The sequence below is a fragment of the Candidatus Alkanophaga liquidiphilum genome (assembly GCF_053996935.1).
Genome location: NZ_JBMXYC010000010.1, coordinates 1 through 20,792 on the forward strand (window position 1 = coordinate 1; position 20,792 = coordinate 20,792).

The window sequence follows — 20,792 nt, forward strand, 5'->3', positions numbered from 1 at the left end:
GTCGAGGGCTTCACTTCGGGTCGCCCGACCCTACGTCGATAAATAGTAAAGCGACATATATAAAACCACCCGCCTCCCCTGCTGCTACCTTTCAAAAGTAGGAATTAGCAGCAACGTCTTCTTAAAAATGCTGTCGAATCTCTTTGACTTCCTATTTTTGGCATTTCGGAACATGAGAGAGCGCAAACACGCTCAACTCTCACGATTTTGGGCATAGCCGTGGGAATTGCCGCCATCGTCTTCCTGTTAGCCGTTGGCTATGGCATGGAAGCGGCGGTGACCGGCGAGCTGAGTGAGATGGCAGACCTCATCATGGTAACTCCCGAAAAGTTTATCCCAGGGCGTGGCTATGTTGCCCTCGGCGGCTTCACCGAGCAGGACGTCAAGGACATCGAACGAATAAACGGCGTCAAGGACGTCGTCGCATTCGTCAGTGGCATTCGGGACGTGGCGTTCAGGGATGAGCGGGTTTTAGTAGAAATTGTGGGAACAGCGCCCAAGGATACAAGGGCGATGTTCGGCGAGATTGTGCGCATTCAGGAAGGGCGAGGGCTGGCTGAGGGAAGACGGCCGTGGCGTGTGCGTCGTCGGCTACCTCGTCGCCAACGAGTATTTTGACGAGCAGCTTGACGTGAACGACCGCATTGAAATAAACGGCAGCCGCTTCAGGGTCGTCGGCATAATCGAGGAGCAAGGCGGCTTCAGGGCGGAAATAGACACGCAGATTTTCGTCACCGTCCGAGATGCTAAGGACGTGCTTGGCACTGACGAGATTTCCTCGATGTTCGTGCGAGTGTATGACATTAGCAAGGCTGAAAACATCGCAGAAGAAATAGCCGAGCGAATAGACGAGAACCACAAGCTCGAAGACCTCACGCAGGCTGTTACCATGGGCAGCCTCATAGAACAGTTAGAAGACGTGTTCAAATGCTACAGGCAGTGCTCGTCGGTATTGCATCCATAGCCCTTCTTGTCGCCTCGATGGGCATAATGAACACAATGCTCATGTCCGTAATGGAAAGGACCCACGAAATAGGCGTAATGAAGGCGGTCGGCGCCACGGACGCCGCGGTCCTCCTGTTGTTCCTTTTGGAGTCCTGCGTCGTCAGTGTGCTCGGTGGCGTCCTCGGCAGCGCCATCGGCGTTCTTGGCGCAAAAGCCATAAGCGTCGGCGCTGGCGTATACTTCGGCATAGAAATCCCCGCAGTCGTGACGCTGGAAATCATTCTGGGGGGCATAGGTGTAGCCCTGCTCGTCGGCGTCCTTTCTGGGCTATACCCAGCAAGAAAAGCCTCCAAGATGAGACCGGTCGAAGCAGTCAGATATAAGTAAACTGCATGACGTAGCTACACTTTGGTTAATTATTTACGTGAGACCGCACGAAATAATGAGATGACAGTAGGAAGGAAGACGTTCGTTGTTGACTGTAGAGAAACACCCGGCATCGGGCTCGGCGGCGGGCTTGCGGCGAAGGGCACGCTTTCCGAAGCGGCGGAGCGGGACGTCATCATACTCTCAATGGGACCGCAACCGCGACACATCACAAAGCCCGTCTGCGAAATCACTTATGGACTCAGGGAAGCTGGGATAAACGCAAGCGTCCTCGTCCTCGAAGCCGGCACCGGACTCCCTTCTGAGCTCATCGAGAAGCACATGCACGGCAGAATGAGCACCTGCGGCATCAACCCGAAAGAAATCGTCCAGATGAACATGCACAAGCTCGTCCTAATCCACTCCGGCAATATCCCAGCGCACTTCATCTACAAGGTCAAAATCTTCATAAGGCATGTAGAACGCCCCGCAATTGTCGTCTGCCAGGCGCCAGTGACGCTCGAACGCTTTGCAGAGGCGGGCGTCAAGGTTAGAGGCTTCCCTAACGAAAACGCTGAGACAAAAGGCGAGGTCGTCGACATAGTAACCGGCGTCATCCGAGGGCATACTTGCCCCACGGAAAAGCTCGAGGAAATCATAGGCAAAGTTAAATACTGGCTTAACGTATATTACGGCGAGAAGAAAGGGTAGCTGGTGGGCGACATGCAGGTGACAGTCAGAATCCCCGACCACGCCTTGGAGTTTGCAGAATCGATGGAGAGGTTGCACCTTATGCTTTGGCTCCTTCCTGCAAAGGACCTTAAAGAAATTGTTGACTACCTGAGCACAAAAGGGTTGAAATTCGATCAGAGTTTGGTTAAAGCCTGTTTTGCAAGCTATGAAACAATTTGGAGGAGCTTGGTTGAGCAGCTTGGCTTAAAACGAGCTTTGGAGTTCTGCTTTTCCGAATTTGTGCGGCAGCATGACCCAGAGCGCGTAGGGCGTGTCCTTGAACTCATGAGGACGGCTGAAAGGCGTCCATTGAGCGATGCTGAGGTCAGCGAGCTGGCGGCTCTGGGAGCGACGCCCTTCGAGGGTGGGGTCGCCGGTGGAGTGCGATGTCTGGGCGTGGAAGAGCGTGACGGGCGGGCGCCTTTCGGTTTACGTCTCCTGCAAGGACTGGTGGAACAAGGCGGTAAATCGTCGGGTGATAAACGAGGAGTTCGGGCGGACGCAGAATCTCAAGGAGGTGCCGCAGCTCAAAATTCTAGTGGTGAGAAAACTTTCGGCGTCTGCGAGGGAGGTTGCGGCGGCGGACGGCTTCTTTGTTGTCGAGCTTGGCAGCCGTAACCTTGATGAGATGCGGGAGTTCATCAGGAGGACGCTCCGTGAACTTTTCACGGCAATCGCGCCGCCAGAGCTCCAGAAACTCGCATCGGAGACCAAGGAGCTAGCTGAAAAACTTAGGAACATAGCAAGCGAGCTTGAAAGGCTCGCGGCAGATTGATTGCGCACCGTAACAACATTACGGCAACCGCACGAGCCCTTCACGCATCAGCAGCTTCAAAATCTCCTGCGCTCTTTTTATCTTCGCAGCCGCCGCCTCTTCCAGTTCTTGCTTGCTGAGTTTCTTGCGGGCGACGCCCTGCTTCATCGCCTCTAAGCCCACAGCTACCGCCTCCCTTATGAAAACCTCCGTTTCCTCCAGTTTCGGAATGATGTAAGACTCGCTCAAGCCCCGCTCCTCCGCAAACTCCGCAATCGCTCTTGCTGCAGCCAAGCACATATCGTCCGTTATTTTGCGGGCGGCAACGTCCAAGGCGCCCCTGAAAACTGCGGGAAAGCCCAGTGCGTTATTTATTTGGTTTTCGAAGTCCGACCGCCCAGTTCCAACTATTTTAACGCCAGCTTCCTTTGCCTCCCATGGCCAGATTTCAGGGACGGGGTTTGCGCAGTTGAAGGAAACGGCGCCGTCGTTCATGCGGCGGAGCCACTCCTTCTTTATAACACCCGGACCTGGGCGTGCCATTGAAATACAAACGTCGGCACCCTCTAAGGCCTCGGCTATGCCGCCTGCCCCCTCAGGGCTCGTCAGCTCCGCCACTCTGCGCTTCTCGTCGCTTAAATCCTTCCTAGCGGGGTGCAAGATGCCCTTACTGTCGCACATCACGATGTTTTTGGGACGAGCGCCCGCCTTCACCACATATTTGAAACAAGAGATGCCGGCGGCGCCCGCTCCGACGAACGCAATCTTCACGTCCTTCAAGTCCTTGCCGACGACTTTCAAGGCGTTAATAAGCGCTGCGAGCGTCACTAAGGCTGTCCCCTGCTGGTCGTCGTGCCATACGGGAATCTCAAGTTTCTCCCTGAGTGTCTCCAGAATCCCAAAGCATTTCGGCGTCTCTATATCTTCGAGGTTGATGCCACCAAACGTCGGCGAGAGCCAGCGCACCGCCGAAATTATCTCGGCGGCATTCTTGGTGCCTAAGCATATCGGGATGGCGTCAACACCACCTAAATATTTGAAAAGTAATGCTTTGCCCTCCATGACAGGCAGCCCCGCCGCAGCCCCGATGTCGCCGAGCCCCAAGATTCTCGTGCCGTCAGTGACGATAGCGACGGTATTCCCTCGGTTTGTGTATTCAAAAACCGCATCTTCGTTTTCCTTAATCTCCAAGCAAGGCTCTGCGACGCCGGGCGTATACCAGATCGCAAAATCGTCGTAGCTGCGAACCGGCACTTTTAACGAAATCTCTATCTTTCCCTTGTAGAGACGGTGATATTCTTTAGCCCGCTGCTTCGGCAGCTCTGCCCGCCTTAAACGCTCGTCCTCTGAAAACTGCATAAAATCACGCCGCAGCCTACGCCGCTACAAGCCCTTTGCGCCCTTCATTATGTCGCCCATGTGCATGAACTCCTTTATTTTCGGCGTCACGTATTCCTTCTTTCCCTGACACTTCGATTTCTCCTTTTCTTCCATCATACACACCCCTATAATACGTCTCTACAACATGCCAATATCAATATCACTCTTCTCCATCATCTTTTCAAACCTTTCTCTCTCATAAATCCTTGGCGGGATGTATTTCTTCTTACCCCCGCACCTGCTTTCATCACCCATGTCTATCCCTACTTCACTTTAATATTTCATATATCTAAGTTCCTTACCTCCTTCGCATGCTCCTGTATGAACCTTCTGCGAGGCTCTACATCCTCGCCCATGAGTACCGAGAAAATCATGTTCGCCTCCTCGGCGTCTCGCAGCGTTACTTTCTTCAGGAATCTCGTCTCGGGGTTCATCGTCGTCTCCCAGAGCTGTTCGGGGTTCATTTCACCAAGACCTTTGTAGCGCTGCACTCGCACGCCGTCTTCGCCAAGAGTCTCAAGTATCCGCCTGTATTCTTCCTCAGAATATGCATACAACGTCTTCTTGCCCTTTCTCACGGCGTAGAGCGGTGGCATTGCTATGTAAACATGCCCCCCCTTGACCAAGTCCGGCATGTAGCGGTAAAAGAACGTGAGAAGCAGCGTCCGTATGTGCGCACCGTCAACGTCGGCGTCACTCATTATAATAACCTTATTATAGCGTAGCCGCTCTTTCGAGAAGTCCCCCCTTATACCAGTGCCGAGCGCCGTTATTAGCGACCGTATTTCTGCGTTTTTTAAAATCTTGTCAAGCCTCGCCTTCTCCACGTTTAGAATCTTGCCCCGAATAGGCAGAATCGCTTGGAAGTTTTTATCTCTTGCCTGTTTTGCGGAACCGCCGGCGGATTCACCTTCGACGATGTAAAGTTCTGCTTGTTCGCCATGCCTCACGCAGTCAGCAAGCTTTCCCGGCAGGAGGTCTAAGGAAGTTTCACGCCCTCTAACGAGCTCACGAGCGCGGCGTGCCGCCTCTCTGGCTCTCGCAGCCCTCACCGCCTTCTCCACTATGCGAACGGCGTCTTCGGGGTTTTCTTCGAAGAATTCCGAAACGTTCTCCCAGACGACGGACTCGACGATGCCCTTGACCTCACTGTTGCCGAGTTTTGTCTTTGTCTGCCCCTCGAACTGCGGCTCTCGGAGCATAACGCTCACGACTGCCGTTAATCCTTCACGGACATCATCGCCACTGAGCGTCATTTTTTTCAGCATTCCACGCCTCTTTCCGAAATCGTTTATCACTCTCGTGAGCGCAGACTTGAAACCGATGAGGTGCGTGCCCCCCTCTATCGTTTTTATGTTGTTTGCGAACGTGAGGATGTTCTCTTCGTAGGCAGTTGTGTATTGTATGCCTATTTCCACGATGATGCCCTCTTTTTCCCTTTTGAAGTAGATTGGCTTATGCAGAGGCGTTTTCCCCTCGCTCAGGAACTCTAAGAATGCAACGATGCCGCCGTCATATTTAAATACCTCCCGCCTACCGCTCCCCTCTTCGAATACTTCAATAGTTATGCCCCTGTTCAAGAAAGCAAGCTCCCTGAGTCTTGACACTATTATCTCGAAGTTCAAAGCGGTGGTCTGGAAGATCTCAGTGTCGGGCTTGAACCTTATCCTCGTGCCCGTCTCCGCCGGAGGCGAAACCAAAGATGAAGCGACTTCTGATATGACTTCAAGCTCGTAAACAGGCTTACCCCGCTCATACCTCTGGAAGTAACGTTTCCCGTCCCTGCGGACTTCGACTTCCAACCACTCCGAGAGCGCATTCACGACGGAAACGCCGACGCCGTGCAGCCCGCCCGCAACCTTGTATATTTTGCCGTCGAACTTCCCGCCGGCGTGCAGCTTCGTCATCACAAGCTCAAGCGCGGGCACCCCGTATCTCTCGTGTATGTCCACGGGGATGCCCCTGCCGTTATCATCGACGGTGACGCTGCCGTCCGCATGCAAGATGACGGTGATGCGGTCGCAGAAACCCGCAAGCGCCTCGTCAATGCTGTTGTCCACTACCTCAAAGACTAAATGGTGAAGCCCTCTTGGTCCAGTATCGCCAATATACATGCTGGGTCTTTTTCTGACCGCAGTTAGGTCTTCAAGCACTTGTATGTGCTCTGCGTTATACTCCACGCCCTCTTCTTCCGCCATGCTCAGAAATAAAGATACCAGCCACGATGTTATTATTTTCGGTTTTCGCCAGAAGGAATGTCAAGAAAAGAACGATGCCCCGTAGCCTACGCTGGCTGCCACAAAACTTTAAAGGCTCCCTTTAAACATTAAAAGATGATCCACGAGTCCGTAAGAATCTACGGAGACACGAAGATAGGAAAAAACGCAGTAATCCTCGAAAACGTAATAATCGGCTACCCGACGCCGAGGATATTAAAGGAAATTACTGAAAAGGGAATAAGCTTGGAAGAATACAAGTTTAGCGGCGTGAAAATCGGAGATAATGCCGTGATAAGGTCAAATACGGTGATTTACTGCGATGTGAAGATAGGTGATAATTTGCGAACTGGGCACAACGTCATGATAAGAGAGGAAACGACGATAGGGGACGACGTGCTCGTCGGCACAAACGCTGTCATCGAAGGAAAGACCCAAATCGGCAGCAACGTGAGCATACAATCCAACGTTTACATCCCCACGAACACCGTCGTCGAGAGTTTTGTGTTTTTGGGTCCGAACGTCGTGCTAACGAACGACAAGTATCCCATAAGAGAAGAATATCCCCTGAAAGGACCGATTATAAAGCGTGGCGCAACCGTGGGTTCAAACGCCGTTGTCCTTCCCGGCGTGGAAATCGGCGAGGGCGCTTTCGTCGCCGCCGGCGCCGTCGTCACGAGGGATGTCCCTGCTTGGAAGCTTGCGGTCGGCGTTCCTGCGAAGATTTTGGACCTTCCAGAGCGCCTAAAAACGCTGAATAGAATTTAATAACGCCTAACGACGAAAAGTCCTTCGGGGATCTCAAAATGTCCCGGCGGCACGCTCACGTCCTTTTCGTAGGATGTGCAGCCGAATTCAAGCGTGATGTCGGTGTTTTCGTATTTTGAGGTGACGACAACCCTAAGAGGGAGCCTGTCGGCGGCGGAGATCCATACCTTCACAACGGCTGCGGTCCGCCATGGGATAAGCGATGCCGGCAGGTCGAACTCGACAACATGTGCCTCAACAGAGTCATTCCCTATGTTTAATGGCTCGGTTCCCAAATATCTGGGATTCTCGGCAAAGCTGAAAAGTTCGGCAACGTCAAAGTGGAATATGGGCAAGAATTCGTATCTCAGCAAGCCGCTTCCAGTTTTATATTCGACGACGTGCTCCGCAACCGCAGGCGTGTATAACCAGTAATACTCTCCCTTCTCCAGAAGCCAAGCACCATCAAGCGTCTTCCCCAGTTCACCGCCCACCCTTTCCATCGTTTCTTCATTTTCTCCTTCATATTCGAACTTAAAGTCATTAAACGAAATCCTTGTGCCCAAATCGCTTGCAAACTCCACGCTAAAAACGTATTTAGCTCGCTCGTGTGCGGTGGGCGTTTTGACGTCCTTCGACGTGTAGGCTTCAGCTCTTAAAGTGTGAAGACTCTTGACGGCATCCTTTGACGAAATCAATAGCGCTTCAGCACTATTCTCCTGCTGTGACGTGAGCATAAGTATGCCTATAACCAAGATAGTGGCAATCGCTAAGCCTGCCACTGCCGCCAGCACTGTAAGCCGCCTCACATGAAGAAAATTTGGAAGCTTGAATATAAGGTTAATCATAACTTTTAACAGATTTTCAATATCCGAAAGCATATTATTTTAACATCAGATTATTTTAACATCACTTCAAAATAACAGTAATAAATTTTTATTCTTTGGAAACGGGCTTAAAATGGGCTTCTTAATATGTGAGCGAGGCTATGCGGGTGGAAACTGTAGCGGTTGTGGCGCTTGTAGTCTTTAGTTTCGGCGTTTTTGCGACGTGCAGTAGTGCAAACGATGCAGCGCTCTCGCTCATCTTCGTGGACGCCGACCACAACGGAATCCCGGACATCAAAGAGGCACAGCTTGGGAAGCTTCCAAATTTTGAGGCATCAGGGGCGGCGGCGCTGCTCACGGCTCTAACGGCTGCGGCAGTCGTCTTCCTTTTTTCTGAGGATGATGGCAAGGCGCTTACAGAGCTTAATGTCGAGCACAACCCGAAGACAGAGCTCTCGTTCAAACTCTACAAGAGCGCACGAGGTAAGAGCGGCGCATGCGGCATAGCCGATGACGTATGGCTTGTCGAACGCTTTTTAAAAACAGATGGGGGGATTTTATGAAGAAGATTTTCGCTGCGGTTTTCATTGCGGTTTTGGTGCTCTGTCTGTTCTCGCTGCTTTCAGTCTCGCTCGCTGACGAGTTTCCGGACTCGGACGGTGACGGCATCCCTGACGTCATAGACGTGGATTCCGACGGCGACGGGCTGCCTGACCTCGTGGAGTTCGTCGTCGGCACTGACCCGTTCGACGAGACAAGCGTCGTCTACATCGAAGATTTGGCGGAGTTCGTCCAGCAGATACTCGAAAACACGACGATTGAAACGACCAGTTAGAGGTGAGAAGCGATGAGAGACGCAAAGCTCTTAGCGATATTCGTCCTTGCGATACTTGTTGCGGCGACAGCGGCTACAGTGGCGCAAGGCGGCGTATATGTGATTGCTGACGCAAGCGTCAGCCCGGACGTCATACAACTCGGCGAGACCACGAGGGTAACAATCACGCTCACCGGAAACGGCACGCCTGAAATCTCGTTCCCACTCGACGTCGCTCTCGTCATGGACTGTTCTGGTTCGATGAACCGATACGGGACCATTATAACCGACCTGTCCGACGTAACGCTCACCACGAGCTACCAGAAGGTTGGAGAGTTCACCGTCTCCGAGCCAGAAGAGGTAGAAGTCATGCTTCAGACGCTCCCCGGTCGTGGCTATGGCGCCGATGTCTACTTCTATGACTATGACTACTATTACGCCTACCTAAAAAACAAAGATACAGGAGCGACAACGAGCACTAAAGGCGGATATTCGGTTGTCCGTTGGGGCGACCTACAACCGGGAACTTACGAGGTTTACGCGAAGCTCTACTATTACCACTCAGGCTACACCCAACCACAGAGGACGTTCTGTGCGGAGCTGCCACCTGTGAGAACAGAAGGAGCAAAAGACGCGGCTAATGAATTCGTTGACCTCCTGAAGAGTAATGACAGAGCGGCTCTCGTGAAATTCCATTCCAGCGGCTGGAGTTATTCCGCATACTGTACGGTCGTCCAGAGCCTGACGACGAACAAAAACGACGTCAAGAGTGCGATAAACGGGCTTTCTGCGAGCGGTGGCACACCCATGGGCGAAGGTCTTGACAGAGCGCTCGACCACCTCGAAGCTTACGGGAGAGAAGACGCCGTTAAGGCAATAATCCTGCTGACCGACGGCTGGTGGAACTTGGGCGTCAGCCCGCTCGACCAAGCTCAAAGGGCGGCTAACGACGGAATTCCGATATACGTCATTGGTTGGGGCGGCGTCAACTACGAGGAGCTGACACAGATTGCGGAAACGACAGGCGGTGTGCCCTTCTTCCCGGCAACCAGTGAAGACCTTCGCGACATCTATAGGGACTTGGCTGTCGAACTTTCCAACATTACTGCTAAAGACGTCGTCGTCACGTTCGAGCTCGCTGAAGACGTCGAATACGCCGGCGGAGCGACTGAAGAGCCGCAAATAGTGGGCAACCGGCTCGTCTGGAACGTCGGCGAGCTTTCTGCCAATGAGACTTGGAGCGTCTCCTTCGACGTTAAGCCGCTGGTTTCAGGAAGCGTCGTTCTGAATACAGGTGATTCGGAAGTAACCTACGAAGACGCTTTTGGCGAGGAACACGAAGTTCCACTGCCGCAGCTCAGCGTTGCAGTTACGGCGCCGCCCGTCGCAGTTGCGACTGCGAGCCCGAACGAGACCTACACTTATGCCGACATAACATTTGACGGTTCTGCGAGTTACGACGTTGACGGCGTCATCGTCGCTTACGAGTGGGATTTCGGCGACGGGAACACGGCAAGCGGCGGCGTCGTGACGCACCAGTATGCTGATGATGGCGTTTACACAGCGACCCTGACCGTCACCGATGACCTCGGAGCGACGAACAGCACAACCGTCACCGTGGAAATAAACAACAGAGCGCCAAGCGTGGGCATAGTTGGACCTGAGGTCACAAGCGAGGGCGATGAGGTGCAGTTCGAAGCGGATGCTTCAGACCTTGACGGCGAAATAATTGCTTACGAATGGAACTTCGGCGATGACGCTACGGGAGGTGGGCAGACGGTGACGCATACATACGCCACAGCGGGCAACTATACGGTGATTCTGACTGTCACTGACGACGACGGTGCAAAAATGAACGCAACGCATGAGATACGAGTTTTAGAGAATTTGCCGCCGGTTGCGGTGCTTCATGTGAGCAATACGACGCCACTTGCGAACCAGTCCATCACGCTCGATGCTTCCGGCAGCTACGACCCTGACGGTTACATCGCCGTTTACAGATGGGATTTCAACGGCGACGGCAATTGGGACGCAGAGGGCAACGTGGTTACGGTAAGTCACGCATACAGCCAGCCCGGAGGTTACACCGTAGTGCTTGAAGTTGAAGACAATTGCGGCAAGAGCTCTACAACCGAGAAGAATATAATCGTCAGCAGCGGCAGCAGCGCAGAGATGAGCGGCAACGTCACGTGGAACGGCGAACACGCCCTTAGCATCACTCCCGAAAGCCCGACAATAGGACAGCCTGTCACTATCGATGCATGTGCATTAACCATCAAGAACAACAAGAGCACCCCGGTTACAGTCAGAGTAAAACTCTGCGTTGACGGCATGCTCTTAGCCCAGAAGGATGCGACCTTAAATGCGGGAGAAGAGAAAGACGTAGAAATCAACGCCACATGGGTGCCGATGGCTAGCGGCATGCACGAGGTCTCGCTGCATGTGCGCGAGCTCGTCGACGGAGCGGAGGAATGGATAGGCCCAACCAACGACCCTGCCGCGGCGGTGAGAGTGCGCATAAAAGAAGTTAGTTAACATTTTTTCTTTATTTTTTATTTTTTTTCCAATTTTCCGCAATTTTTTAACTCTGCCTTCCAACTAATTTTGTAAGGATGGCAAAAGAGGCGCAGGTAAGCGTGGATTTCCTCACAGGACTTGGCGTTTTCATGCTCACATTAGTTCTCCTCATATCACTTTTACCAACACTTTTCACTCCACTTCAAACGAGAGCCACTGACCTCCAGCCCGTCGCCTTCCGCACGAGCACCGTTCTCGTCGAGGATGGCGGAATTTACGACATCGGTGGTTTCATAATTTCGGAATGGCATAAAAACCTTAATTTCAGCAACTTAACAGCGGTATGTGCGGTCTTAAATAATATCAAAAGAGTAGGGCTTGCGACAAGAGCCCCGATTTGGTCATCCTACGAGGATATAATCCCCAACAATCTTTCATGGGCGAAAATAGAGAAATTACAAGAATGGTGGAACAACCAGACTTATATCCCAGAAGAGCAGAATATACATAGAAAACTTGGACTCTTCATCGAGATGGGCGGCAGTGAGCTTGAATATAACTTCAACATCTCGCTCCTTGAATTCGGCGACTTGCCTATATTGCAAATTGGTGCCCCCGTGCCAAGCAGCGGCAACGTTAACGTTGAAAAGATAGAGCGGCTTGTTGCCATTGATGATGCGCCTCCAAACCTTGGCACTCAGCTTGGTGATGCGAAGTGCGTGAAGCTCGTCGTTTACGTATGGTAGGTGAGGACGTGGAAGAAAGATTAAGAAAACGACTGAAAAGAGGACAGATGCACACGATAGAGGCTTTGATGACAGCCTTGCTCATCATTAGCGTCGTAACCTTCGCCGCCCGCTCGGTTCCGACGACGAGCACGCAGCTCTCCGAAACCATGGCAGTCCAGCTAAAGCTTTACGCTGAAGACTTCCTCAACATCCTTGACATGGAGCGAGAAGACCACACAAGCTGGCTTTACCACCAGGTCAACGGCACCGTCAACGGCTCTTTTAACGGGGCTGACGAAATCATGGGACAATGGCTCAAAACCAACCTCTCAAACAAGGGTGTCTTCTGTAAAGTTGAAATTTTGAGGCTGAATGCCACGACGTTAACGTTCGAACGAGTCCCCAATGGCACGAACGACACTTTCGGCGAGCCGCCTGCGAACGCCGTCTCTGTTTGGAAACTTGTTACCGTATTGGATGGGGTTGTTCCTGAGGTTTATGAAGTGAGGTTGACGGCATGGCAAATTTGAGCGGCAGGGCGAGGAACAGCACAGCACGCAAAGGGCAATGGATAGTCCTCTCAGGGCTGATTCTCGCACTTGGCTTGCTCGTTGTCGTATTGCTCCTGAACCAAGCGCTTTCCGCAGGCTACCGAGTCTCGCAGGCAGAGATGCAATTCCCAAGCTACGAATTAAATGAGCTTTACGCGGAAACCGTGAGGGTCGCAAAGCTTGTTAGAACCAAAGGGGATTTCGGCGCGTTTAATGATTCAATGGCAGAGTATGCTGAGAACGTTTCAAAGATATACGCCGCTCATGGCTTTGTCGTAAATGTAAGCATGGTGAAAAAGGATGAAAAAAGTGCCAGCATCTGTATTTTGCTGTCGAACGAAAAAGTAAACTTTACGTTGGGTGTGTATGCGGAAAGAAGTATTCCTCTGGAGTGAGAAAAGCAGCATTATGAGAAGCGGTGCGGTGTCGCCAATCTCATTTATAATATTCGCAACAGCCGTTATTGTCTTCATAGCAAGCTTGTATCTCTATCATGATACGCTTCTCGCCTTCCCATCGAAAGTAACGACGGAGCAGCAGTTTAACGATTTAGGGAATGCGTTCAGCACCGAAATAATGGAGATGATAATCACGCTGCCACATGACGGTTCCGTTACCGTCACGGAGCGTTTGCCCTCGGAAATTGGTGGATATAGCTACCGTGTTTTCATCCCACCCGCCTCAGACCAGCTTCAGCTCTACTCATTCAAGGGCTTTTCCCTGAATTACACGCTTAGCGGAATGAGCGCAGAGGTCAACGCTTCTGCGAACACGACGACCGCTTACGGCGGCGTTAAGGAACTGACGTTGGGCTTTAGGAGGTGGTGAACCTTGGTTAGTAGCATTAGTAGCATTATGGACAAAAAGGGCGTATCCGAAGTTATCGGATACATTCTCACATTTTCAGCGGTCGTGACGGTCGTAACTATTGTTTATGTCGGCGGTATGCCGTTAATTAAGAGGACGCAGGAGAATTCGGTCTTCCAAAGCATGGAAACTGCTTTTTTTACTATCCAAAGCAACGTCGAAAAAGTAGCCTTGGGGCAATCCCCTGCCCGAACAGTCAAAGTTAGAGTGAGCCAAGGCTCCCTTTCCCTTTCCAACGGAAGTTGGATGAATATCTCTTGGACCGGCAATCCGCAAGGTAGGAATTTCACCTACCAGAGCCTTGTCTTCATGCTCGGCAACCGTGGAATCGCCTACGAGAACGGCGCCGTCATAGAATATTTCCCGAACAGCAGCATTATCGTTTCCAAGCCCAAAATCGTTTTCCTCAACGTCAGTGGCAAAAAATATCTGTATATTTCCATCATCAACGTCTCAGGCGCATTCTCGAAAGGTGGCAGCGTCGCCGAGCTGACAATACAACAATATCCCGACGAGATGAATGCGACATCTGTCTTAGTAGCTACTGGAAATGTAAGATACGTCAATATTTCAGTCGGCGGCTCTTACTCCCAAGCATGGATATATTATTTAGAAGAGGTCAATGCTAGTTTTAGTGACATGGACTTCTCTCCACCTTCGCCTCACAAGAATTATGTGAACGTCTCCAGTCCGTCGAATTTCACTCTCACACTTGTTGTGCATAATGTGACTATAGGGTGAGAAAATGAGCTTCGAAACCGAAGAGGGCAGAGTATTTTTCATGTGCGAGTGCGGCTATGTTTTCCAAGAAAGCCCCTACAAATTTCCGATACGCTGTCCGCAGTGCGGTAGTGAAAACGTCTCACGAACTTAGCAGAGTCCGATCTACGAGCTGCTTTGGCGGTGCTGAGCAGCTAAGCTTGTCTTGCGGGTTCAAGAGAAGGGTCGCCGCCTGTTGAGGCTCGTCCTTCACAGCTACGGCAGCAGCTCCTCAAGCGTTTTCCTGAAAGTTTCGAAGGCGTCCTTGCCGAAAAGGCAGAACACCACACGTTCGAGCTGCGTATTGCCTTGCAGGTATGAAATTGTGGCGGAGAGCATTATTTTTGCGCAGCGGTCCATGGGGAAGCCGAAAATGCCAGTGCTAATTGCTGGAAAGGCTATGCCTCTTAGCCCCCGCTCGTCCGCAAGCTTCAATGAGTTCAGGGTCGCATTCTTCAGCTTTTCATCCTCGTCGCCCTCGCCCCATTTAGGACCAACGGCATGTATTACGTATTTTGCCTTCAGCCGCCCGCCCGTTGTGATTATGGCGTCGCCGACCGGGCAATATCCAATGCGGTCGCACTCCTCTTGAATTTCGTAACCGCCTTTCCTAAGAATCGCCCCGGCTACACCGCCGCCCATCTTCAGCGAGGAATTCGCCGCATTCACAATTGCGTCGGCGTCGAGTTCCGTGATGTCGCCCTCTATAAGCTCTAAAGTGGAGTTGCCAACGCGCTTGTGCATATGCATCATGATTTTCCACCCTGTTTGTATTTCTACAAGACGTTACAGTGAACTACCACCCGTTAAAACGGGTGGCTTCCCCCCTCGCACACTGAATCGCCGATCGTACACTGCACTCTGGGGGAGTTTGGGTGGGGCTGGTTCACTCACGGCAGCCCTGCTCCCCAGCATGTAGCCGAGGAGCCTGTTACCTATATTCACGCTACTGTTTAAGTCACGATTGTATTCCAACCCACAGTCTTTGCACTTAAACATCCTCTTTCTGACAACCGTGTTCGTTGAATGGCATCTCCAGCATTGCTTTGATGTCCATGCCTCGTTCACAATAGCTACCGGTATTTCAGCCCACAGGGCTTTGTAAGTTAGCATGTGCTTTACCTTAAATGAGGGCATTGTGTGCACCTTGCGATTGTTTTTCCTGCACCTCACTTTACCCTTAACACGGGGTTTTCTGACTCTTTTGAGGTTACCAAATACTATGATTGGCTCAAAGCCCGATTGCTTTAACTCAATAGCTCTATCAACCATTGAACGAGTTGCCTTATGCAAAACGTCCGCTACCTTCCTCGACTCCTTGTGCTCCACATGCTCTTTAATCCATTTCACAGCGTGCTTAATCTTCTTTCTTCCTACCGATTTCTTAACCCAGTTGTAATGCTGTCTTATTGCCCTTACTTCTCTGCCAAGAAATCTCACGTTTTTCCTTTGCATTCCAAAACCCCATAACTCCACAGATGCTATAGGGTTTGCTTCTCCTATGTCGATTGCTATCACCACGGTTCTCTCACCAACGGTAAATGATGGGGGAGCATACAAGACATAATCAGATGTTTCAACCTTAATGAAGTCAATTTCCTTCTGGATGGTTAAATGCAAGTAGAAATCACTGCCTCGCCTAAAGAGCTTAGATTCACAAATCTCGACATCTGGTATATCTTGATGGGGCTTAATAGCAACCCAAACACCACCCCTCCTTCCCGCTACTGGTATGCGAGCCCAGTACTTGGCGATTTTGGTGTCTCTTTTCTCCACTTTTATCAAATCCTTACGGATTGACAAGGGGTACTCCTTATCGGGTTTAACTCTCTTGTAGAATCGCTCGGCTTGTTGCTTATTGGCAGAATACAGCTTGACAGAGTTGTCGCCACACAGGAATCTCTGGAGATTCTCATACTCCTGAATAAGCAGTTCACGCTTAACATTTGTGAGGCAAACAACCTTGCACTTTATGACCTTCTGTATCTTCACATCTATAGTAGAAAACCTTAAGTATTTAAAGTTAACTCCCCATAGGTAGGGGGAGGACGAGCTCAGCAGTATACGAGATTAACTATCACATTGTGTGGTGTCCAAAGTACAGGAAACCAGTTCTGGTTGGAGAAGTCAAGGAGTTTCTAGAAGACCAGATTAAAACAATAGCTGAAGCTAACGGTTGGGAGGTCATCAAGTTAGAAGTAATGCCTAACCGACCACATCCATCTATTCATCTCAACCCACCTTTCGAAGCTCCAATAAACATAGTTAAAATCTTAAAGGGCTGCAAAGAGATTGTTTGAGAAGTCTCCAGAGCTAAGAAAAAAGAGTTTTGGGGAGGACGTATATGGTCTCCAAGCTACTACGTTGGTACTGCTGGTCATGTTTCAGCAGAAACAATTAAAAATACATTGAGGGGGTGAAAAATCGTAGAAGCCGCAATTCATCCATCGGTTGAAACCGGTGGTCTTCTTGCGGCAAATTCTATAAATTAATGAGAAAGGGCTTACTGGCGCGTTCGTGGCGGAGCGGACTCAAAATACCGCGGGACTCCTGCTCACGACATGGGTTCATGCGGGATTGTGCCGAGAAATGTAATTTCCCATGGCACGGTCAGAGAGGGGGGCGTTGCGGACTGAGCACGCCCGACTTGAGACGGCTGAACCGGGTCGCACGGAGACAGCAAGGAGCACTGCTGCGGCTTGTGGTGAGAAGGGACAGCGATAATGGGGACGTGTAAGAGACTCCGATATGCGTTCTCAGCTGACGTATCTCCGTCGCAGCCGTCCCGCGACGCTCGACTATGGCAGGGCATGCCCCGGCTTCTTGAAGCCCCCGAATTTAGCCGGGAAGAAGGTCACTACTTCCCGCTCAGAGAGAATTAACTATAACCCTTTCCTAAAATATCCCGCAGCTTTCCCTCCCCCTCTTTAGGACCTCTCGCGACGACCCTATCTCCTATTTCTATCGTAACGTCAGCAGGCGGGTTATAAAGGCACCTGCCGTCCTTTTTGCAAACCGCAAGCACGAACATGCCCGTGCACCCTTCTATCTCAAGCTCGCCGAGCGTCCTTCCTGAGATGCCCTCGTTCTGGACTTCTATTTTTGAAATGACTTCATCAGATTCGCGCACAGACGCCATGAAAACGGGATGCAACTCCATGCCCCGGAGCACGACGTCCGCAATCTCGTAGGCGGCATCTGAGATTATCTCAGAAGACATTGCTATGTGCAGGAGCCCCCGAAGCTCGTTAAAGCGGCTCTCGCCTACTACCTTTGCGGCGCTCAGCACCAAAAACTCCAGCTCGTCCTTCATCCCGTCCATCTTTCTTTCTAAGTTCTGCACTTCCTTCGCAATCTCCTTGTCGTAGAAGAGCACGGCGGAATACGCCAGCCCGACTATCAGCTCCGAAAGGTTTTTCATCTCGACGAGCATGTCAATTGCTCTCTCCACGGCGGGCGGCCTCCTTCCTGCCTCTTTCGTCGCAGGCTCGCCTCTTGCTTCATGGAGCTTCAAGACGCATTCCGTCGGTCCCACCAGCAGTATCATATCGCCCGCCCGCAGCACCTCGCTCTCCTCGGGCGAATAAATCCAACGCCGCCCCCGCTTTATCGCAAATACTCGCATCCCCGTATCCGCTTCAACCTCTCTTAGCTTTTTCCCCCTGAACGGCGAGTCCTTTCCAACCTTTAAGCTCATAACCCCTTCTTCTAGGTCGCCAAGCTCGCCTCGAAGGTCTCGAGGCACGTCCTTTGCGAGAGCCACTTTTGCGATGTCGCCAGCTGCGTTTGAAATTTTCTCAGCAGCAGATGCTATCTGGAGCACACCCGAGAGCTTTTCGGCGTCTTCGACGTTGCGGGCGCCGAGCATTATCATGATCCTTGCGCTGTAAAGCAACGAATCCATCTGCCTTTCGAGCTTCAGCACCTCGCACGCTATCTCCTTGTTCTCGTAAATCACCGCAGAATACGAGAGGTCGAGCATCAACTCCGAAATGTCTTTCATTTCAGTAAGAAGCTCCTTTGCACTTTTCCGTTTCATGCCCATAACAATATTGGGAGCGTTGCTTTAATTTTTAACGGTGCGTCGTAACAAAACGACCGTGTTAGCTTTTTACTTTGCTTAACTTCAACTCTTCACTCTATTTTCTTAAGCTGCGCCTGATACATTTCTACTATTTCCTTGACGGTTGTGGCGTCCTCGGGCGCTTTATCCTCTCTGAAGCGTCCTGTAAAGCGAGGAAAGCGGACTGCGATGCCGGCGCCCTCCCGAATCTGCCCAAAGGCGCAGGTGTGGACTGGACTGAGCGTGAGTTCGTCCCCGATGATCTCGAGGACGACGGCGGGCGTGAACCAGATGTCCGCCTCTATTGAGCTTTCGACCCTTGGATGCTTGTGCCCTATTTTGTAAGGCTCTAAAATTTTGGGGAGGTTTTCCAAATCCTTGTCTGAGAAGCCGCTGCCGAGCTTGCAGACCGTCGGGAAGACGTCACGGTCGTCGTCATAAACAGCGACAAGCAGCGCTCCGTAGGTGCCAGCACGCCGCCCCTTGCCCATGAAGGTGCCGACGACCACCACGTCTATCGGCTCGGCCATCTTTGACTGATACGAGCGTTTCAGCTTTATCCAGAGCCAGCCACGAGCTCCCGCCTGATATACAGAATCTTCGGCGATAGACTTTAGCATAAGCCCCTCACAGCCGCTTTCGATTGCAAGCTCGAAGAATCTTTCTATTTCGTTTACGTCGTCGCTCGTAATCATTTCAGAGAGCCTGAAATTGTTTTCCTCCCTCACAATCGCCTCCAACCGTCGCCTCCGCTCTGGATAAGGCATCTGTGTCAAGTCTTCGCCGTCGTAAAGCGCATCGAACAAGAAAAAGCTGGCTGGAAACTCCTTGACCGCTCGTTCGATTCCGTATTTGCGACGGCGGTGCATCAGCTCTTGGAACGGGAGGAAGTCGCCGGTGTCGGGGTCGACAGCGACACACTCCCCCTCCACGATGGCGTCCTCCGCAAGAATACAGCGACGAGCCGCATCCACGACGTCCGGGTATTGCGCCGTTATATTTTCGAGGCGTCTTGAAAACAACAATATTTCGTCGCTCTTTTTGTGCAACTGTATTCGTTCGCCGTCGTATTTGAACTCGCAAGCAGCACGCCCGCCCAGCTTCTCTAAAGTTTCCTCGGCGCTGGTCAGCCGCTGCGCCAGCATCATCCTTATCGGACGTCCCACCGTGATCTTGCATCTCTTCAACCCTTCCAAGCCCTCCTCGGCAAGGAGCTTTGCGACGTAGCCGAGATCCGACGTGATGTTGTAAGCCCGTTCGACAAGCTCCCGCTGCTCCTTGCTTGCAAACGCTACTGCAAGAGCGTCTAAAATCGTCATGTCCGCAACGCCGAGTCTTAATCGTCCGGTGACCGTCCGCATCAAGTATTTTGCCTCTTTGGGGTTTGCGTCCGCCAGAAGCCCGGAAAGAAGCTTTATCTTAGCATCAACGCTCCCCTCACCCGTAGTTCTTGCGATTTTGTCGAGCGTGCTGTAAACTGTTTCGACATCAAGCCTGCCACTGAAAAGCGTCGCCTGCCTCTTCTTTTTCAAGATGTCCTCGGCTGCAAGCCCCACGTCGCCGACTCTTTTGGCTTCGCTCTCCACGTTTTTTACCGGAACGCCGGCGGCGTTCGCGACAGCTCGCAGCGCAAGCTTCTCAGCCAAGCCGAGTTCGATGCCCACGAACTCCGGGTAGAGACGCCCCTGCGTGAGGTAAACTACCTTGTCGAGTAGCTCGCTTGGCGTATTCTTAAAAAGCTCCACGAGGTAGTCCGTCATTTCGAGACGCTTCGTTGTCGCCTCTATTTTCTCGTAAGCCTCAACAAGCTCAGAATACCACATTTTACCACCGAGCGCTACCGCTCGTAGTCCGTCGGGTCTTCGACGCCTGCCGCTTTAAAGGCGTTTTTGCGGCGCACGCAGGACTCGCAAACACCGCAGTGGCGTTCGCCACCGAGGTAGCACGACCACGTAAGCTCGAGCGGGGCACCGACCTCCACTCCCAATCTCACGATTTGCGGCTTTAAAAGTTTGACGAGCGGCGCAACCACCGCAGGCGGCTTTGAAAACGAAGCCACTGCGGACTCCAACGTTGAATTAAAGCGTTTTACGAAGTCTTCTGAGTTGTCGGGATAGCTTTCTGCCTCTTCGGCATTGAAGCCTGTGAAGATCGCAGACGCTCTCAAAACCTCTGCGTATGCGCTCGCAAGCGACAGAAGAACTAAATTTCGGCAAGGAACCCACGTAGGCGGCGTCTCCGCCGCCGTAGCCGCCTCGGCGCTCAACAGGTCGAGCCTTTGCGGCACTTCCAAGGCGGCGTCGGTCAGGGCTGACACACCTAATTCTTTCAAGAACGGGAGTTCTACGAACTTAACCTCCACGTCGAAGAGCCTCGAAATTCTGAGAACGGCGTCCCGCTCCCGCTGCCATGCCTTCTGCCCGTAGTTTACATGCAGCAAGTAGACTTCGTATTCCTGTTTGGCGATGGTAGCCGCCACTGTCGAGTCTATCCCGCCGGAACACACGCACACAGCTCTTTTCATTC

At 51.8% G+C, this 20,792-nt stretch carries 24 protein-coding genes and 1 pseudogene; 17 read left to right on the top strand and 8 right to left on the bottom strand.

Annotation, left to right across the window (positions count from 1 at the left end; translation table 11 throughout):
- Positions 1 to 207: 207 nt before the first annotated feature.
- The 5 genes from ACXJJA_RS01140 (at position 208) to ACXJJA_RS01160 (ending at position 2,818) form a co-directional block, all read left to right on the top strand.
- Positions 208 to 618 (top strand): ABC transporter permease, encoded by a 411-nt coding sequence (locus ACXJJA_RS01140; protein WP_456486390.1) that lies wholly within the window; start codon positions 208 to 210, stop codon positions 616 to 618.
- A complete protein-coding gene (locus ACXJJA_RS01145; protein ID WP_456486391.1) occupies positions 527 to 964 on the top strand; it encodes an ABC transporter permease in 438 nt (145 codons plus the stop codon). Before ACXJJA_RS01140 ends, ACXJJA_RS01145 begins: the two co-directional genes overlap by 92 nt.
- Positions 928 to 1,332 carry an ABC transporter permease gene (locus ACXJJA_RS01150; protein WP_456486392.1) on the top strand — a complete coding sequence of 135 codons (405 nt, stop codon included), beginning with the start codon at positions 928 to 930 and terminating at the stop codon, positions 1,330 to 1,332. The genes ACXJJA_RS01145 and ACXJJA_RS01150 overlap by 37 nt, the downstream gene beginning before the upstream one ends.
- A gap of 60 nt (positions 1,333 to 1,392) precedes the next feature.
- On the top strand, positions 1,393 to 2,022 hold the full coding sequence (mcrC, locus tag ACXJJA_RS01155; protein WP_456486393.1) for a methyl-coenzyme M reductase I operon protein C: 630 nt from the start codon (positions 1,393 to 1,395) through the stop codon (positions 2,020 to 2,022).
- A 337-nt stretch (positions 2,023 to 2,359) separates the two neighbouring features.
- Complete coding sequence (locus ACXJJA_RS01160; RefSeq protein ID WP_456486394.1) at positions 2,360 to 2,818, top strand: hypothetical protein; 459 nt, start codon at positions 2,360 to 2,362, stop codon at positions 2,816 to 2,818.
- A gap of 18 nt (positions 2,819 to 2,836) precedes the next feature.
- Here ACXJJA_RS01160 and ACXJJA_RS01165 read toward each other — a convergent pair whose 3' ends face one another.
- Together ACXJJA_RS01165 and gyrB are read right to left on the bottom strand one after the other, a co-directional pair.
- Complete coding sequence (locus tag ACXJJA_RS01165; RefSeq protein WP_456486395.1) at positions 2,837 to 4,156, bottom strand: NAD(P)-dependent malic enzyme; 1,320 nt, start codon at positions 4,154 to 4,156, stop codon at positions 2,837 to 2,839.
- Between the two features lie 302 nt (positions 4,157 to 4,458).
- On the bottom strand, positions 4,459 to 6,375 hold the full coding sequence (gene gyrB / locus ACXJJA_RS01170) for a DNA topoisomerase (ATP-hydrolyzing) subunit B (protein ID WP_456486396.1): 1,917 nt from the start codon (positions 6,373 to 6,375) through the stop codon (positions 4,459 to 4,461).
- Positions 6,376 to 6,510: 135 nt separating this feature from the next.
- Between gyrB and ACXJJA_RS01175 the strand changes: the two genes are divergently transcribed.
- A complete protein-coding gene (locus ACXJJA_RS01175) occupies positions 6,511 to 7,161 on the top strand; it encodes an acyltransferase (protein ID WP_456486397.1) in 651 nt (216 codons plus the stop codon).
- Here ACXJJA_RS01175 and ACXJJA_RS01180 read toward each other — a convergent pair.
- The gene (locus ACXJJA_RS01180) at positions 7,158 to 7,949 is read right to left on the bottom strand and encodes a LolA family protein (RefSeq protein WP_456486398.1); all 792 of its coding nucleotides are present in this window, start codon (positions 7,947 to 7,949) and stop codon (positions 7,158 to 7,160) included. The genes ACXJJA_RS01175 and ACXJJA_RS01180 overlap by 4 nt on opposite strands.
- 179 nt (positions 7,950 to 8,128) lie before the next feature.
- Between ACXJJA_RS01180 and ACXJJA_RS01185 the strand changes: the two genes are divergently transcribed.
- From ACXJJA_RS01185 to ACXJJA_RS01225, 9 genes are all read left to right on the top strand, one after another.
- Complete coding sequence (locus ACXJJA_RS01185; protein WP_456486399.1) at positions 8,129 to 8,530, top strand: hypothetical protein; 402 nt, start codon at positions 8,129 to 8,131, stop codon at positions 8,528 to 8,530.
- Positions 8,527 to 8,802, top strand: a complete 276-nt coding sequence (locus ACXJJA_RS01190; RefSeq protein ID WP_456486400.1) for a hypothetical protein — start codon at positions 8,527 to 8,529, stop codon at positions 8,800 to 8,802. Before ACXJJA_RS01185 ends, ACXJJA_RS01190 begins: the two co-directional genes overlap by 4 nt.
- Before the next feature lie 12 nt (positions 8,803 to 8,814).
- A complete protein-coding gene (locus ACXJJA_RS01195; protein WP_456486401.1) occupies positions 8,815 to 11,316 on the top strand; it encodes a PKD domain-containing protein in 2,502 nt (833 codons plus the stop codon).
- A 77-nt stretch (positions 11,317 to 11,393) separates the two neighbouring features.
- The gene (locus tag ACXJJA_RS01200; RefSeq protein WP_456486402.1) at positions 11,394 to 12,044 is read left to right on the top strand and encodes a DUF7287 family protein; all 651 of its coding nucleotides are present in this window, start codon (positions 11,394 to 11,396) and stop codon (positions 12,042 to 12,044) included.
- 8 nt (positions 12,045 to 12,052) lie between these two features.
- Positions 12,053 to 12,556 carry a DUF7288 family protein gene (locus ACXJJA_RS01205; RefSeq protein ID WP_456486403.1) on the top strand — a complete coding sequence of 168 codons (504 nt, stop codon included), beginning with the start codon at positions 12,053 to 12,055 and terminating at the stop codon, positions 12,554 to 12,556.
- Positions 12,544 to 12,972, top strand: coding sequence for a hypothetical protein (locus tag ACXJJA_RS01210; RefSeq protein WP_456486404.1), 429 nt, complete (start codon positions 12,544 to 12,546; stop codon positions 12,970 to 12,972). Before ACXJJA_RS01205 ends, ACXJJA_RS01210 begins: the two co-directional genes overlap by 13 nt.
- Positions 12,944 to 13,405 (top strand): hypothetical protein, encoded by a 462-nt coding sequence (locus ACXJJA_RS01215; RefSeq protein ID WP_456486405.1) that lies wholly within the window; start codon positions 12,944 to 12,946, stop codon positions 13,403 to 13,405. The genes ACXJJA_RS01210 and ACXJJA_RS01215 overlap by 29 nt, the downstream gene beginning before the upstream one ends.
- Before the next feature lie 27 nt (positions 13,406 to 13,432).
- Entirely contained in the window at positions 13,433 to 14,185 is a 753-nt protein-coding gene (locus ACXJJA_RS01220; RefSeq protein WP_456486406.1) for a DUF7289 family protein, read from the top strand.
- Positions 14,186 to 14,189: 4 nt separating this feature from the next.
- Positions 14,190 to 14,318 carry a hypothetical protein gene (locus tag ACXJJA_RS01225; RefSeq protein ID WP_456486407.1) on the top strand — a complete coding sequence of 43 codons (129 nt, stop codon included), beginning with the start codon at positions 14,190 to 14,192 and terminating at the stop codon, positions 14,316 to 14,318.
- A gap of 101 nt (positions 14,319 to 14,419) precedes the next feature.
- Here ACXJJA_RS01225 and ACXJJA_RS01230 read toward each other — a convergent pair whose 3' ends face one another.
- Together ACXJJA_RS01230 and ACXJJA_RS01235 are read right to left on the bottom strand one after the other, a co-directional pair.
- Positions 14,420 to 14,956: a macro domain-containing protein gene (locus tag ACXJJA_RS01230; RefSeq protein WP_456486408.1), complete on the bottom strand. Its 537-nt coding sequence runs from the start codon at positions 14,954 to 14,956 to the stop codon at positions 14,420 to 14,422.
- A gap of 33 nt (positions 14,957 to 14,989) precedes the next feature.
- Positions 14,990 to 16,195: an RNA-guided endonuclease InsQ/TnpB family protein gene (locus ACXJJA_RS01235; protein WP_456486409.1), complete on the bottom strand. Its 1,206-nt coding sequence runs from the start codon at positions 16,193 to 16,195 to the stop codon at positions 14,990 to 14,992.
- A gap of 92 nt (positions 16,196 to 16,287) precedes the next feature.
- Here ACXJJA_RS01235 and tnpA point away from each other — a divergent pair.
- Both tnpA and ACXJJA_RS01245 read left to right on the top strand, forming a co-directional pair.
- Positions 16,288 to 16,623 (top strand): annotated as a pseudogene (gene tnpA / locus ACXJJA_RS01240) (IS200/IS605 family transposase).
- Between the two features lie 71 nt (positions 16,624 to 16,694).
- Positions 16,695 to 16,940 (top strand): hypothetical protein, encoded by a 246-nt coding sequence (locus ACXJJA_RS01245; protein ID WP_456486410.1) that lies wholly within the window; start codon positions 16,695 to 16,697, stop codon positions 16,938 to 16,940.
- A gap of 141 nt (positions 16,941 to 17,081) precedes the next feature.
- Here ACXJJA_RS01245 and ACXJJA_RS01250 read toward each other — a convergent pair whose 3' ends face one another.
- The 3 genes from ACXJJA_RS01250 to queC form a co-directional block, all read right to left on the bottom strand.
- Positions 17,082 to 18,248, bottom strand: a complete 1,167-nt coding sequence (locus ACXJJA_RS01250; RefSeq protein WP_456486411.1) for a potassium channel family protein — start codon at positions 18,246 to 18,248, stop codon at positions 17,082 to 17,084.
- An 89-nt stretch (positions 18,249 to 18,337) separates the two neighbouring features.
- A complete protein-coding gene (locus ACXJJA_RS01255) occupies positions 18,338 to 20,089 on the bottom strand; it encodes an ATP-dependent DNA ligase (protein ID WP_456486412.1) in 1,752 nt (583 codons plus the stop codon).
- A gap of 14 nt (positions 20,090 to 20,103) precedes the next feature.
- Entirely contained in the window at positions 20,104 to 20,790 is a 687-nt protein-coding gene (gene queC, locus ACXJJA_RS01260; RefSeq protein WP_456486413.1) for a 7-cyano-7-deazaguanine synthase QueC, read from the bottom strand.
- Positions 20,791 to 20,792: the final 2 nt, after the last annotated feature.

Coding starts and splice junctions, on each gene's coding strand:
- ACXJJA_RS01245 (WP_456486410.1), top strand. CDS start 16,695: ATGAGAAAGGGCTTACTGGCGCGTTCGTGGCGGAGCGGACTCAAAATA.
- ACXJJA_RS01220 (WP_456486406.1), top strand. CDS start 13,433: ATGGACAAAAAGGGCGTATCCGAAGTTATCGGATACATTCTCACATTT.
- ACXJJA_RS01210 (WP_456486404.1), top strand. CDS start 12,544: ATGGCAAATTTGAGCGGCAGGGCGAGGAACAGCACAGCACGCAAAGGG.
- ACXJJA_RS01250 (WP_456486411.1), bottom strand. CDS start 18,248: ATGGGCATGAAACGGAAAAGTGCAAAGGAGCTTCTTACTGAAATGAAA.
- gyrB (WP_456486396.1), bottom strand. CDS start 6,375: ATGGCGGAAGAAGAGGGCGTGGAGTATAACGCAGAGCACATACAAGTG.
- ACXJJA_RS01150 (WP_456486392.1), top strand. CDS start 928: ATGCTACAGGCAGTGCTCGTCGGTATTGCATCCATAGCCCTTCTTGTC.
- ACXJJA_RS01165 (WP_456486395.1), bottom strand. CDS start 4,156: ATGCAGTTTTCAGAGGACGAGCGTTTAAGGCGGGCAGAGCTGCCGAAG.
- ACXJJA_RS01185 (WP_456486399.1), top strand. CDS start 8,129: ATGCGGGTGGAAACTGTAGCGGTTGTGGCGCTTGTAGTCTTTAGTTTC.
- ACXJJA_RS01225 (WP_456486407.1), top strand. CDS start 14,190: ATGAGCTTCGAAACCGAAGAGGGCAGAGTATTTTTCATGTGCGAGTGC.
- ACXJJA_RS01190 (WP_456486400.1), top strand. CDS start 8,527: ATGAAGAAGATTTTCGCTGCGGTTTTCATTGCGGTTTTGGTGCTCTGT.
- ACXJJA_RS01255 (WP_456486412.1), bottom strand. CDS start 20,089: ATGTGGTATTCTGAGCTTGTTGAGGCTTACGAGAAAATAGAGGCGACA.
- ACXJJA_RS01160 (WP_456486394.1), top strand. CDS start 2,360: ATGCTGAGGTCAGCGAGCTGGCGGCTCTGGGAGCGACGCCCTTCGAGG.
- ACXJJA_RS01230 (WP_456486408.1), bottom strand. CDS start 14,956: ATGATGCATATGCACAAGCGCGTTGGCAACTCCACTTTAGAGCTTATA.
- ACXJJA_RS01195 (WP_456486401.1), top strand. CDS start 8,815: ATGAGAGACGCAAAGCTCTTAGCGATATTCGTCCTTGCGATACTTGTT.
- queC (WP_456486413.1), bottom strand. CDS start 20,790: ATGAAAAGAGCTGTGTGCGTGTGTTCCGGCGGGATAGACTCGACAGTG.
- ACXJJA_RS01215 (WP_456486405.1), top strand. CDS start 12,944: ATGCGGAAAGAAGTATTCCTCTGGAGTGAGAAAAGCAGCATTATGAGA.
- mcrC (WP_456486393.1), top strand. CDS start 1,393: ATGACAGTAGGAAGGAAGACGTTCGTTGTTGACTGTAGAGAAACACCC.
- ACXJJA_RS01175 (WP_456486397.1), top strand. CDS start 6,511: ATGATCCACGAGTCCGTAAGAATCTACGGAGACACGAAGATAGGAAAA.
- ACXJJA_RS01200 (WP_456486402.1), top strand. CDS start 11,394: ATGGCAAAAGAGGCGCAGGTAAGCGTGGATTTCCTCACAGGACTTGGC.